This is a genomic window from Opitutia bacterium KCR 482 (assembly GCA_029269845.2).
In the GTDB taxonomy this organism is placed as follows: domain Bacteria; phylum Verrucomicrobiota; class Verrucomicrobiia; order Opitutales; family Intestinicryptomonadaceae; genus Merdousia.
In genome coordinates, this window is sequence record CP149973.1 from 1,227,133 (window position 1) to 1,240,824 (window position 13,692).

A 13,692-nucleotide genomic window follows, 5' to 3' on the forward strand; every position below is an offset into this window, starting at 1 on the left:
ATATAGATAGCGCGGCTTGAAGAACAACACTTCAAGCCGCGTCTTTTTTGTATTACAGCCACCGCGCAAAAACGCATTTGTTTCCGCCCGCGCCGAAATAGCTGGAAAAATTTTCCGAAAGCTGAAATCATACGCGGAAAAATTTTATGCCGCCGGGCGCGCGGCAAAACAACCACTCCCACTCCATATGGAAGACAAAAAACCCAACCTTCTGAAAAGACTTTATAACTGGACAATCTCCTGGGCGGAAAAGCCTCAGGGGCTTTGGGCTTTGGCGATTCTCTCGTTCGCGGAATCGTCGTTCTTTCCGATTCCGCCGGACGTTCTGCTGATTCCGCTGGTGTTCGGCGCGCCTAAAAAGTGGTGGAGAATCGCGGCGGTCTGCACGGCGGCGTCGGTTCTGGGTGGCGTTTTCGGCTGGTGCATCGGGCACGCGGCGTGGGGGGCTACGCAGTCGTTTTTCTTCGATTACATTCCGGGATTCACGCACGAGAATTTCGAATTCGTGGAGCAAAGCTACCAGAACAACGCATTTCTCGCGATTTTCGGCGCGGCGCTCACGCCCATTCCCTACAAAATATTCACGATTGCCGCAGGCGTCTGCAACGTGCCGATTGCGACTCTCGTTCTTGCGTCGCTGGTCGGGCGCGGCGGGCGCTTCTTTGCGGTCGCGCTCATCGTGCGCATCGTAGGCCCGAAGGCGCGGGACTTTATAGACAAATATTTCAACATTCTTGCGAGCGCGTTTTTCGTGCTGTTGGTGCTCGGATTCGTCGCGGTAAAATACCTTATGAAATAGGCGCGGCGGAATCGGCTTGGGCTCGCTTTTTTCTTGTATAGCGCGGACAATTCCGCATAAATTTCGGACATGAAAAAATCACTTGTCCTCGGCATAGACATCGGCGGTTCGGGCGTAAAAGGCGGAATTGTCGACATCAAAAAGGGCGAACTTGTCGGAGAACGCATGAGGATTCCGACGCCGAAATCGCACGAGCCGAAACTCGTTGTTGACGCGGTTTCGCAAATTGCAAAATCTTTCAACTGGAACGGAATCATCGGCTGCGGATTTCCGGGGGTGATACGCTCGCAAATCGTGGAGACCGCGGCGAACCTCGGCGGCAAAAAATTCGTGGGGACAAACCTCGCGCAGTTAATCGGCGAAGCGTGCGGCTGCGAAGCGTGGATTATCAACGACGCCGACGCCGCGGGACTCGCGGAAGTCAAATACGGCGCGGGGAAAGGCCGCGACGGCGCAATTCTCATGCTCACCGTGGGAACGGGAATCGGAACCGCGCTCTTCACCGGCGGACACCTCGTTCCCAACCTCGAATTCGGACACCTTAAAATGCGCGACAAAGCCTCGTCAAAAAACGTCGATGCCGAAAAGCTCTACTCCGACGCCGTGCGCAAAAAGCGCGACTACACTTGGCGCATCTGGGCGGAACGCTTCAACAAATACCTGCAATACGTCCACGCTCTTTGCTGGCCCGACCTCATGATAATCGGCGGCGGCGCGGCGGCGAAAAGCGACAAATTCATGAAGTACATCGACGTCGAGTGCGACATCGTCTGCGCGAAGCTCGAAAACCGCGCGGGGATAATCGGCGCGGCGTACATGGCGTCGAAAATGCTAAAAAACAAAAAGCTCTAAACTGCGTTTTGCGGAATCGCAAAAAAGCGGCGCGGCGGAATTTTTCGACGCGCCGCTTTTGCTTTGCCGAAATGCGTCGGCAAGCCCGCATAGCCGCTACACTTTCAAAAAAATCTTCCGTCTGAACATAAACAAAAGCAGGCAGAAAATTATCGCGTACTGGCAAAAATTGATAAGAAGCGGGTAGTAGTTCACGCCGCCGACAAGCAGAAACGGCTTTAAGCCGTAAAGCAGCGATTCGGGAATCGAGCGGAAATTCACCACCGCCGAAACCACATACGCAAAAATCGAATTCATGCCGTACATTTTCAGCCACGCGAGGCTTTTGAGCCAGCCCCTGCAATCGACGGCGTAGTGAAAAAACGCCATTGCGAGCATGCACAAACCGCCGCTGTAAAGGGTCATGGAGCTTGACCAAATCTTTTTGATAATCGGCATCTGCAAGCCAAGCAGCAGCCCTGCGGCAATCAGCGCGAGCGACAGGGCGAACATTTTTTTCGCGTTTCCCGCCTTGTCTTCGCCCGTCATGATAACGCCCGCAAACGCCCCCAACATCACCGTTGCCGCAAAGTTGAGCGAGCTTACAATCCAAGTGTAATGGTAGTATTTGCTGAACGACCATTCGCCGTTCGACCACGACACGCCGTCGCGCCACCTTCCGAGAACCGCCCTGTCTACGCGTTCGGCGAAATTTCCGTCGGGCGTAAAATCTCCGCCGAAAGTGAGCATCAGCCAATACGCGGCGAACAGAAGCGCGAACACCGCAACGCGCCCGCGCGTCTTGAAGTTCAGAAACACAATCGCGGTTATGAAATAGCCCGCGCCGATTGCTTGAAGCGTGTTCGAGTAAAGCCTGAACCTGTGGACGTCGAGAGACAGCAAGCCGCCCTGCACAACCATTCCCAAAACGAAAAGAAGCAAAACGCGCCTGAAAATCCGCAAGTACGACTTAAACGACGTGTCGTACTTGCGCAGCGAAAACGGAATCGCCGCGCCCGTCATGAAAAGGAAGAGCGGCATTATGACGTCATAAAAGCTGAAGCCCTCCCACGCGCAGTGCGAAAGCTGCGTTTTCAGAAATCCGCCGACAGCCGTTTGGGCGAGCGCGGTTTTAGAGATAATCCAAATAAACAGCGGTTCGAGCGCGACCAAAAAAAATATGTCCAAGCCCCGCAGAATGTCGAGCGAGTCGAGGCGTTTTGAAAGTTGCGAGTTTTGCATTTTCCTTCTCCTTTCGGGTTTGCGGCGCGTCTACCAAGTCGACTTTGGGTCAACCGTCATACGGACTTTCGGCGACGACTTCTTCACCTCGTCAACCGCCCATTTTTGAACAGTCTGCCATGTGCCAGCGGCGGGCATGTGGCGCGCCTCTTCGTTCGTCCAGAGCCGCTTTTCGCCCTTGATGTTGTTGTAGGCGGCGTAGCTTGAAGTCGGCTCGCAGACGTCGTCGGCAAAGTTTATGAGGTACATTGTCTTTCCCTTGATGCGGGCGGCGAAATTCACGGCGTCTACATAGCGGGCGGATTCAACGGCGACTTTGTTGTAGTTGCCGTTTTTGTCGAGCTTTGTGTAGTGGGGCCAGCCCGAAGTTCTGCCCGCGACGGGGCCGCTGTGGTCGCATATCGCGGGATAGCCCGCAACGACAATCGACACGCGGGAGTCCAAGCCGCCCATGGCGAGCGCCTGCCCGCCGCCCTGGCTTCCGCCGCAAACGACGAGGTTTTTGCCGTCCCACTGCGGTTGGGCGACAACAAAGTCTATCGCGCGCATGTCGCGCATGAAAAGCGTGCGGAAGAAAAGCCCGTCGCGGTCTTTCCAGTCGCCTATGTGGTAGTTTTTGAGCGCGCCCGCTTTGAGGTCTTTGTAGAATTGCGCGGGCTTGCCGTTGGGAAGCCCGTTTGCGTTGAAGTCGAACGCGAGAAATCCGCGCTTCGCCCACGCCACGACCCCATTGAAGCTCGAACCTCTCACGCCCCAGCCGTGGGTTGTGATGATTGCAGGCAGCGTCCCCTTTTCGGCGTTTTCGGGGTACGCCAAGTAGCCGCTGAGCTTGCCGTTGAAAGTGTCCGCCTGAATGTCGAAAACCTTTATTCCGCCGACCGACTTCACGAAAGTCGCCTTGGCGTTTGCGGGAATTGCCGCAAGGATTTTCTTTTGCTTCGCCCAGTATGCGTCGAAGTCGTCGGGCGCGGGGAGGCTCGGCTTGATTTTAAGCGGCTCGAAAGCCGCGCCCGCGAGCATATCGACGGCCTTCTTTTTGCCGTCGGCAAGGGGGATTTCGGCGCGCATGCGGCACTTCAAAAAGCCCGCCTCGGAAAGTTTGCCCGACGCCCTGAACACGCCCTTTTTCGTCTTGCCCTGCGACGTGTTGCCCATGTTCACGGTGTCTTTTGTGATTTCGGAGCGCACGTCGATTCCGTCGACGGGTTTGCCGTCTTTCGTGATATAGAGGGCGAACTGGGCGGTGTCGCCTATTTTGTATTCGGAACCGTCCTTGACGGCTTTCAGGCGGAGCGTGTAGCCGCCCTCGGTTTTGGTTTCGGCAAAAAGCGACGCGCAGAGCAACGCCGCAAACGCCGCCGCAAAAGTTTTAAACGCAAATTTAAGCATGACAGTTTTTTATTCGATTCAAACACCGGAAACCGCTCATCGCGGACTCCCCCAAATACGAGACGGAAAGTACCGCAACGTTCCGCCAATGTCAAGGCGGAAAAAGCTTAACTTCCTTGACAACGCAAGCCGCTAAAAAATATAATTCCGCGCTTTAACAATAACAGACAATGCAAGCAATAGTCTTCCCGCCCTACGAAAACTGCGACAAACCGCAGCTTTCGGACGTACAGAAAAAAATTCTGGAGCTCAAAGAAAAGCGCAACGCCGTAATTCTGGCGCACAACTATGTGTGCGACGAAATCCAGCAGATAGCCGACTATGTGGGCGACTCGCTCGGACTCTCGCGCGAGGCGAAGAAAACCGACGCCGACGTCATAGCGTTCGCGGGCGTAGACTTCATGGCGGAAACCGCGAAAATCCTCAACCCCGACAAGACCGTCGTCCTCCCCGACCACGCCGCGGGCTGCACCCTCGAAGAGCTTTGCCACCCCGCCGAGCTTGCCGTCTTCAAGCGCGAGCACCCGAACGCGATAGTGATTTCCTACATTAATTGCAGCGCGGGCGTAAAGGAGCTGAGCGACATAATCTGCACAAGCGGCAACGCCCTCGACATCGTAAAACAGATTCCCGAAAATCGGGAGATAATTTTCTGCCCCGACCAGCACCTCGGCTCGTGGATTGTCGAAAAGACCGGCCGCGACCTCATTCTGTGGCACGGCTACTGCTGGGCGCACACGCAGTACAAGGCGGACGAACTTCTTGCGCTCAAGCGCGCGTTCCCGAACACGCCGCTCGTCTGCCACCCCGAATGCCCCAAAGCAGTGCGCGACACCGCCGACTGCGTTTGCAGCACCGAAAAAATGATTTTGTACTGCCGCGAACACCCAAGCGACAAGTTCATAATCGCGACCGTCGTCGAAATGATACACCGCCTCCGCCGCGAAATTCCGAACAAGACGTTCATCGCCGCCCGCGCTTCGGGCCGCCCCAGCCAGCACTGCAAAAACATGCTCATGAACACTCCCGAAAAGCTCCTCGCGTGCCTCGAAAACCTCGAACCGCGCATCGAACTTTCAAAGGACGTCATGGACAGGGCGCGCAGGCCTATCGAAAAAATGCTCGAAATGTCGAAATAGGGACGTCCGCAAATTCGCAAAAAGGAAATCCCGACCGAACAAAAAATTCGGTCGGGATTTTTCATACACACATTTGGGATAGAAAAAAACGGGATTCCCGCGCGGCTATTTTTCGACCACTCTGTTGCCCGAAAAATCGCAGTCGGAATAGTCGCCGCGATTTGCCAGCACGCCCGCGTTCGGCATGTAGGGCGACTTCACAAAAGTGTTGTTTACAATCTTTATGTTTTTGCCGCTGCGGACGTAGAAGCCGCCCCTGTACCACTTGTCCCTGTCGGAAACCGACAGCGTGTCGCGGGCGTTCTCTATTCTGTTGTTTCTGAAAATTATGTTTTCGCACGCCGACGCAACCGCAACGACGCCCGCAGTCTCGTAGAATTTGTTGTTTTCGAAAAGCGCGTTCGTAATCACGGGCGTTTTCGGCTCTTTCGTGGACGGGTCTTTTTCGATGTACGCGGAAATCTGAATGTCGCGCGCAAAGCCGTGCGATTTTATTCCGCGCAAGTTCGAGTTTCTGAACGTGCAGTTGCGAACAACAACGTTGTCCACGCCCGTGCCCTCGCACCACTGGTTGAAAGTGTAGCCGGTTTCGAGCTTCAGCGCGCCCAATTGCTCGCGCTCGAAAAGCGTGTTTTCAATCAGAACGTCCTTTGCGAGAATCAGCAAGCCGCGGGCGCCGTGGCGGACGAATTTGCAGTCGCGCACGATGATGTTGCGGGTGTCGAAGCGCGTGTTGAAGCAGACGAAAATTCCGTCCGGCGAATTGGGAAGCGGCTTGTCGAATGTAATGCGCTCTCCGTCGATTGAGGAGATTTTCCCGACGTAGCCCGTGTTTGCGTAGTCGCCGTCGCGCAGGGAGATTTCGTCGCCGACGTTCGCGTCGAAGAACGCAAGCCCGCGGACGTTCGCCGATTCTAGCGTCTTTTCGCCGGCTTTTTTCATCACGAAAGAGCGGTCGTGGAAATTGCCCACGTCGTCGGTGCCCATTGAAAATTCGCAGCCAATCATCTTCATGAAGCCGCGCGAATTGACGATGTGGTGGTGGTCGGCGGAGCACGACAGGGCGCGGCGCGGGTCGTCGGGCGGCATGATTTTCACGTTGACGTACTGCCAAAACTGCTGTTCGCCGTCCACTTGGAACGCGTGCCCGCGGCACGAGAAAATGCGGATATTTTCAAGCGTCAAGTGGCGGTTCGAGAACATATCGAATGCGTTTTTGCCGTAGTAGTAGTGGATAATGCGGTACGGCAGGTCTTCCCTAAACTGCTTGACCCTTTCGGCGGCGACTTTCGGCGCACCGATTGTCCAGTAGTTGAAATATATGCGGATTGTGTTCGGCGAAATCCACTCGTTGGGAAAGCCCGACGTGCCCTCGCCCGCACCGAGCGGAGCGGGGTCGCCTCCCCAGACGCCCGCCGCGTCTTCGGCGAACGCGCTGAAATCGGCGCGGTACGGAGTGATGACAACCGTGGGCGTCTTCCTCCCGTAGGTCGGGTACTTTTCGTACTGGAAAAACTGGAAATCGACGTACGGATTTTCGGGGTCGGCGTTGCGCCCGACGACTTTCGCGAAGCCCGCAAGCGGGTCTCGCTCCCAATCCCAGTCGAAGTCGAGGTTCGCAACCCTCACGCGCTTGCAGTTCCTTATCTTGATGTTCGAAACGCCCGATTCGAGGGCTTTGTCCCACTGAGGCCTCATCTGTTTTACGGAGTCGCTTTGATAGACGAGCAGCGAGCCGTTGCCGTCGAGGGTGAAGTCTTCAAAGCCTTCGAGCATAATCGACGTCGCGTCGAAGCACTTGTACCGCCCTTTCGGAAGAACGAGCTTCGACGCGCCGATTTTTTTGCAGTGCGCAAGCGCGCTGTTGATAATGGTTGCGGCGTTTTCGACGCGTTCGTTCAATCCGAAATCGGCGGCGTTGACGACAGCGCCCTTCCCGCGCGGAAGCTCCACTTCAAACTCCCTTGCGCCCGTGGGCAGTTTGCCGAAATCGCCCGCAAAGGGCTTTGCGTCCGCGCCCGCGGGGTAGAAGTCGTAGCCGTTAAGCTCGCGCGGAGCGGCGGCAAAAACAAATGCGGCAAGCGACGCCGCGCACAAAAATAAAATTCCCTTTTTCATCTGTCCTCCTGTTCGGTTCATTTTCCCACATTCGGCGAATTTTGTCAACGCAGTTAAATAGGACATCTTTTGCATTTTGGACATCATCTAAAAAGCGCAAAAAAAAACGCGCCGAATCTTGACGGCGCGGAGTAATGCGTTTGAGTTTTTGCGGGCTTGCGTTGCGGCGGAAAAATACTCCGCGCACGACGCCGCAAACGCGCGTTGTTTAGCGCACGTTTTGGAACGGGAACGCGGGCAGCCCGTCTTTGTTGAAGAGGCTGGCGTCGGGACGCGCCCACTGTGTCCAGAGATAGCGCGCGCCTTCGGGCATCGAGCCGTCGGAGCTTTTGAGCACTATTTTCCCGCCGTCGAGCTTTGCGGCGGCTTTTTCCCATTTGCCTTTCGTCAAAACTTCGAAGCCGCGCGGCTCGCCCTTGAAAACGAGTCCGCGCCCGAAATCCTTGAACTTTATCTTCACGGTGTCGCCCTTGTACTGCGCGGAGACGAATTCGGGGGAACGCCCGTGGAAGCCAGCTTTTTTGTAGACGTCGGAAAGCGCGAGGAGCGCGAGCCTGTTGCCGACGGTCGTTTTGTCCTTCGGGTGAATGTCTTTTTCCTCGCCGCAGTCTATAATGCAGACCGCGCCGACATTCGGGGCGAGTTTGCACGCGGCAAGCTGCCCCGCGCGGGCTTCGGGCCACTTCGCCTTGTTTTCAAACGACGCCAGCTGGACTTGCAGGAACGCCATGCCGTCGTTGCCGAAAGCCTTGCGCCACGATTCGACGAGCGTCTTGTACTGCTCGGCAAAGCACGCCGCCGCCTTTTCCGCCGTATCGCCCTCGCCCTGATACCAAATCACGCCGCGAGCAGTGTAGCCCGCGATGGGAGCTACCATGCCGTTGTATAACATGTACGGCGTGGAATAATCTGCCCACGGAGTTATCATTGACGGCGCAACCCAGAACGGCCACTTGCGGCGCTGAACGGGCTTGCCCTCTTTGCGCAGTTTTGCGTCTTCGGCGCGGGCTTTTGCGCATTTTGCGTTGTGCGCGTCGAGCCGCTTTTGCGCGATTTCGGGCGTGAATTTTGCCAAGCTTTTTTTGAAGTTCGCAAGGTATCCCGCCAAGTACGGAACTTTTGCGTGGCATTCTTCGGGAATCCAGCACGTCATGCTCGTTGCGCCTTTTGCCGCGTACAGAATCGCGACGGGAACGTCCAGCTCTTTCATGATTCTTTCGGCGAAATAGAAGCCCACGCCGCTCCACGCCGAGATGTTCTCGCCGTCCGCCGCGCTCCATTTAGACTCTTCGAAGCTGTCGGCGCGGGGCGTCAAGGAAGCCTTTGTTGGCTGGTTGAAGTAGCGCATTGTCGGATAGTGAGCGCGGGCTTTCGCGGCGTCGGCGTCGGTTGTGGCGCGAAGGCTCCACCCCATGTTGCTCTGCCCGCCCGCAATCCAGACTTCGCCGACGAGCACGTCGGAAATCTTTTTGCCGGGCTTTCCGTTTTCCGAAACGCTGAGCTCGCGCGGAGTTTTGCTTGCGGGCATTTTGTCGAGCACAACGCTCCATTTGCCGTCCGCTCCCGCCTTCGCCGATTTTTTTGCGCCCGCGAACTCGACGTCAACCGACGCGTTCGCGTCCGCAGTTCCCCAGATTTTTACGGGCATGTCGCGCTGGAGCACCATGCCGTCCGAAAATATTTTCGGCATCTTGATTTCGCCGAACGCCGACGCTGCCGCCAACGCCGAAATTATCAGTATGTATTTTTTCATATGCTTATTTCCTATTTTTTAAGATTTTCAAAGGGATAGAGTGGAAGCCCGTTCGAGTCGAACAGACAAATTTCCGAGAGTGGGTCGTTCTTCCAGAGGTAGCGCACGCCCGAAACGTCCGCGCCGTCGGGGCTTTTGAGGACGATTTTTCCTCCGTCGAGCTTGGCGACGGCCTTCGCCCATTTGCCGTTCGCCAAGACCTCGAAGCCGCGCAGTTCCCCTCGCGACTCGATTTCCAACCCGCGTGTTTCGAGCAGAACCGTCGCCGCGCTGCCCGAATATTCGGCGGATTTAAACTCGGGCGCAAACGGGTTCGGCGTAGCTGCTCCGTAGACTTGCGAAAGCGCGACGTTTGCCATGCGCAGCCCGACGGTCGTCTTGTCTTTCGGGTGAATGTCGTTAGACTCTCCCCTGTCTATCGTGGGAATTGCGTACACGTTGGGAACGCTTGCGGCAACCGCAAGCTGCGCGGCGCGCGCCTCCGCCCACTTGCTTTTCGGGGACGAAACAAACGACGAAAGCTGCGCCATGATGAACGGCATGTCGGGGTTTCCGAAATATCCGCGCCACGCCGAAATCAGAAGTTTCAGCTGCGATTCGAAGTGGAGCACGGCGGGTTCGAGCGTGTCGGACTCTCCCTGATACCAGATTATGCCCCTTGCCGCCAAGCCGCGAAGCGGCGCGACTTTCGCGTTGTAATTCCATACAGGCGTGCGGAACTGCGGAACGGGCGAAATTTTGTTCGGCTCTTTGTAGTCCCACGGCAGCTTTTTCAGTCGAAGCCCTTGCTTCTTGCGCTCGGCGTTTTCCTTTTCGAGCGCGGCGACTTTATCCTTGTAAGTTTTGAGGGCGGCGCGGTAGGCGTTTTCGTCGTATTTGTCGGCGCGTTTTTTGAAGCTTTCGTAGACGCCTTTCATGTATTCGTTTTTTCCGGCGGCGGCTTCGTCAACCCACGCCGCCATTGCCGTCGCGCCGAGCGGCGTGCCCACAATGCCGACGGGAACGTCGAGAGCCTCTGAAATTTTTTCGCCGAAATAGAAGCCTATCGCGCTCCAATACAGCGGGCAATTACCGACGTCGGCGCGTTCCCACTTTGCGCCTTCGGGGGAATCCTCCTGCGGGGTTCGGGCAATCGCGCGGGGCGACTGTTTAAAATAGCGCAGAATTTTGTTTTTCTTGGCGCGTTCGAACGCCGCCTTTGCGTCGGTCGTGTTTTCGAGAACCCAGCCCATGTTGCTCTGTCCGCCCGCAATCCAGACTTCACCGACAAGCACGTTGCCGATTTTTGCGCCCGCATTTCCGTTTTCAAATACGGTTATCGCGCGGGGGTTTTTGTTTGCGGGCATTTTGTCGAGCACAACAAGCCATTTGCCGTCCGCTCCCGCCTTCGCCGATTTTTTTGCGCCCGCGAAGTCCACGTCAACCGACGCGTTCGCGTCCGCAATTCCCCAGATTTTCACGGGCATGTCGCGCTGGAGCACCATGCCGTCCGAAAATATTTTCGGCATCTTGATTTCGCCGAACGCCGACGTTGCCGCCAACGCCGAAAGCGCGGCAATTAAAGAGCGAATGTTCTGTTTCATGATTTGTCTAAAACGCGTCGGGAGAAAAACGCCGATGTGTGTTGTTGTCGATACCCCGCCGGCTCTCCCTGCGCCGCGCGGGCTGCTGTTCTATTTTGAAAACGGATACGCGGGAAGACCCGCGTCGTCGAAAAGCGATACGTCGGGCTTTGCCCAGTTTTTGTAGAGATAGCGAACGCCGTCGATTTTCGCGGATTTATCCGCCGCCGACACGACGACCGAGTTCCCGCGCAGTTTCGCCCCGGCGGGAAGCCACTTGCCGCCCGACCTCACTTCGAAGCCCCTCAAATTTCCGCGCGCGACAAGCCTGCCCTCCGTTTTGAAATCGACCGTCGCCGAATTGCCGTCGAAGCGGACGCCCTTTACCGAGGGCGCGGCGGAGCGCACGCCCGAAACGCGGTAGACTTTCGCCAGCGCAAGCGCGGCGGAGCGTTCGCCGACGGCGAGTTTGTCTTTGGGGTGGATGTCGTCGGCGTCGCCCGTGTCGATTGTAGCCGCCATAAACATGTTCGAAAGCTTGTCGGCGACAGCCTGCTGGCCCAAGCGCACTTCGCTCCAATTTTTGCCGTTGAACGACGGCAGCTGGACGAACACGAAGGGCATGTCGGGCTTGCCGAGCTCCCTGCGCCACACCTTCACAAAGCCACCGAAAAGCTCCCCGAACTTCGCGCCGGCGGCGGAGTCGGACTCGCCCTGATACCAGAAGATTCCGCGGGCGGTAAATTTTTTAATCGGGCTGATTCTTATATTATAGAGCATGCACGGGGTCGCCCACTTGTCGGGAGAGTCGCTCCACGGGCGCAGATTTTCGGAAACCGTCCACGCTTCGGGCGGGCGTTTGCCCTCTTTTTTGGCCTTTTCAACGCGGGCGGGATATGTGCGGACGTCGTCCTCGAATTTCGCGACGGCCGCCTTGGAGTCGTATCTTTTAAGCCGCGCCTCGAACGCCGCCTTTTCGCCCGCGAAGTCGGGGTTGTTTTCGAAATCGCCGCGCGGAATCCAGGATACCATGCGCGTTCCGGGGATTGCCGTGTAGACTATGCCGACGGGAATGTTGAGTTTTTTTGCGATGTCGCGGGCAAAGATGTAGGGAACGGCGGCGAACGAGTATTCGGCGTTTTTGGGCGAGCACACAAGCCAACCGGAGCCTTTCACGGTGTCGGGTTCGGGATTTTTCCCGATGCCGTCCATGCTCCGCATTTGCGGAGTTCCGCCCTGATTGAAATAGCGAATGAGCGCGTTGTTTGCGTTTGCGATAATCTCCTTCGCGCCCGCCATGCCTTTGAGCGAAAACGCCATGTTGCTCTGCCCGCCGACAATCCAGACCTCGCCGACAAGCACGTCGGAAAAGTTCTTTTTGGGCACTCCGTTTTCGGAAACAATCATGTTTCGGCACTCCTGCGAAGCCTCCATCGGCGGAAGTTTCAGGCTCCAGCCTCCGTCCGCGCCAGCCGTCGCCGACGTTTTCGCGCCCGCGAACGACACCTCTATTTTCGCGTTCGGCGCGGACGTTCCCCAAACGTTGACTGGTTCGCCGCGCTGGAGCACCATGCCGTTCGAGAATATGCGCGGCATTTTGACGTCGGCGCAAAGCGAAACGGCGAACGCAAAAAAGGAAACTGTCGCAAATGCAAATGTTTTTTTCATAGGTCAATCCCCCGCGGAGGGCAAAGCAAGGAAACATGAAGAATCCGACAAATCCCCCCGAAAAGTCGAAAATACATTAAAACGGCGGCGCGGCTTGTCAATCACTCTTTTGGCTTGAAAACGCGCGGTTTCGTCCGAAAATACCAAGTGATGATGATAGACGAAAACAGGGTTATCGCGAAGTCGAAGACCTACACAAAAGGCTTCAAGGGAATGGCGCCGACGTTCAAGCGCGGACGCGGCGGACTGCTGTTTGCGGCAATCGGCACGGCGATTGTCGCGGCGTTCCTCTTCGGGCTGGGCGCGCTTGTCTACACCCTGATTACCGAGGGCGGAACGGCTGTCGAAAACATACGCAACAGCGAAGACGGCATTCCGCAGTATTTCGAAATCACCTACAAACCCAAGCAGGCGAAATGACACGCGCCGACGAACTCGCCGCCGCCCGCGGGCTTGCCGAAAGCCGCTCGAAAGCCCGCGCTCTCATAGAGGAGGGCAAGCTTCTCTGCGGCGGAAAGCCCGTAGACAAACCCTCGCGCAAACTCCCAGACGACGCCGAGCTTTCGGTTGTGACGGACGCCCAGACTCTGAAATTCGTCTCCCGCGCGGGGCTTAAATTGGAGGGCTTTCTCGACGCGTTCGGAATGGACCTGCGCGGTGCGGAAATTCTCGACGCGGGCGCGTCTACCGGCGGATTTACGGACTGCGCGTTGTCGCGCGGCGCGGCGTGCTCGTACTGCGTGGACGTCGGCGCGGGACAGCTGCACCCAAAACTGCTCGCCGACCCCCGCGTGCGCAATTTCGAAAAAACCGACATTCGCGACGTGTCCCCCGAATTTTTCGACGGCAAACTCTTCGACTTCGTTTGCGCCGACCTCTCGTTCATTTCGCTCGAAAAGGTTTTCGACAGGCTCTGGAATGTCCTCAAACCGTCTGGAACTGCCGTATGCCTCGTGAAGCCGCAGTTCGAAACGTCGCCGTCGGTAATGCGCAAAAACAGGGGCGTTCTGCGCGACGGCGGCCTCAGGAAACAGGCTCTCGAAAAAATCAAAAAGCACGTTTCCGACAATTTCCCCGACGCCGAATTCGTCGGCGAGTGCGAGTCCAAAATCAAAGGCGGAGACGGCAATCTTGAATATCTTATAGGCTTCGAAAAAAAGCGGGCTTAGTCGGCTTATCCTTTCGCGTTTT

Annotated in this window: 11 protein-coding genes; 5 read left to right on the forward strand and 6 right to left on the reverse strand. The window is 56.6% G+C overall.

Annotated features, from left to right (window positions below; translation table 11 throughout):
• The first annotated feature begins 187 nt into the window (after positions 1–187).
• Both P3B99_005095 and P3B99_005100 read left to right on the forward strand, forming a co-directional pair.
• Positions 188–799, forward strand: coding sequence for a YqaA family protein (locus tag P3B99_005095; protein ID WYJ06587.1), 612 nt, complete (start codon positions 188–190; stop codon positions 797–799).
• Positions 800–868: 69 nt separating this feature from the next.
• Complete coding sequence (locus P3B99_005100) at positions 869–1,651, forward strand: ROK family protein (protein ID WYJ06588.1); 783 nt, start codon at positions 869–871, stop codon at positions 1,649–1,651.
• Positions 1,652–1,747: 96 nt separating this feature from the next.
• Here P3B99_005100 and P3B99_005105 read toward each other — a convergent pair whose 3' ends face one another.
• Together P3B99_005105 and P3B99_005110 are read right to left on the reverse strand one after the other, a co-directional pair.
• Positions 1,748–2,872 carry a DUF5009 domain-containing protein gene (locus tag P3B99_005105; GenBank protein WYJ06589.1) on the reverse strand — a complete coding sequence of 375 codons (1,125 nt, stop codon included), beginning with the start codon at positions 2,870–2,872 and terminating at the stop codon, positions 1,748–1,750.
• Positions 2,873–2,902: 30 nt separating this feature from the next.
• Positions 2,903–4,261 (reverse strand): acetylxylan esterase, encoded by a 1,359-nt coding sequence (locus P3B99_005110; GenBank protein ID WYJ06590.1) that lies wholly within the window; start codon positions 4,259–4,261, stop codon positions 2,903–2,905.
• 170 nt (positions 4,262–4,431) lie between these two features.
• Here P3B99_005110 and nadA point away from each other — a divergent pair, with 170 nt between their 5' ends.
• On the forward strand, positions 4,432–5,400 hold the full coding sequence (nadA, locus tag P3B99_005115) for a quinolinate synthase NadA (protein ID WYJ06591.1): 969 nt from the start codon (positions 4,432–4,434) through the stop codon (positions 5,398–5,400).
• A 105-nt stretch (positions 5,401–5,505) separates the two neighbouring features.
• Here the strand turns inward: nadA and P3B99_005120 are convergent, their stop codons facing one another.
• The 4 genes from P3B99_005120 to P3B99_005135 form a co-directional block, all read right to left on the reverse strand.
• Complete coding sequence (locus P3B99_005120; GenBank protein ID WYJ06592.1) at positions 5,506–7,518, reverse strand: right-handed parallel beta-helix repeat-containing protein; 2,013 nt, start codon at positions 7,516–7,518, stop codon at positions 5,506–5,508.
• Positions 7,519–7,726: 208 nt separating this feature from the next.
• Positions 7,727–9,271, reverse strand: coding sequence for a sialate O-acetylesterase (locus tag P3B99_005125; GenBank protein WYJ06593.1), 1,545 nt, complete (start codon positions 9,269–9,271; stop codon positions 7,727–7,729).
• 11 nt (positions 9,272–9,282) lie between these two features.
• Positions 9,283–10,854 (reverse strand): sialate O-acetylesterase, encoded by a 1,572-nt coding sequence (locus tag P3B99_005130; GenBank protein WYJ06594.1) that lies wholly within the window; start codon positions 10,852–10,854, stop codon positions 9,283–9,285.
• A 90-nt stretch (positions 10,855–10,944) separates the two neighbouring features.
• Positions 10,945–12,501 (reverse strand): sialate O-acetylesterase, encoded by a 1,557-nt coding sequence (locus P3B99_005135; protein WYJ06595.1) that lies wholly within the window; start codon positions 12,499–12,501, stop codon positions 10,945–10,947.
• A gap of 150 nt (positions 12,502–12,651) precedes the next feature.
• Here P3B99_005135 and P3B99_005140 point away from each other — a divergent pair, with 150 nt between their 5' ends.
• Together P3B99_005140 and P3B99_005145 are read left to right on the forward strand one after the other, a co-directional pair.
• Positions 12,652–12,921, forward strand: a complete 270-nt coding sequence (locus P3B99_005140; protein WYJ06596.1) for a hypothetical protein — start codon at positions 12,652–12,654, stop codon at positions 12,919–12,921.
• Positions 12,918–13,670 (forward strand): TlyA family RNA methyltransferase, encoded by a 753-nt coding sequence (locus P3B99_005145; protein ID WYJ06597.1) that lies wholly within the window; start codon positions 12,918–12,920, stop codon positions 13,668–13,670. The genes P3B99_005140 and P3B99_005145 overlap by 4 nt, the downstream gene beginning before the upstream one ends.
• The last annotated feature ends 22 nt before the right edge of the window (positions 13,671–13,692 follow it).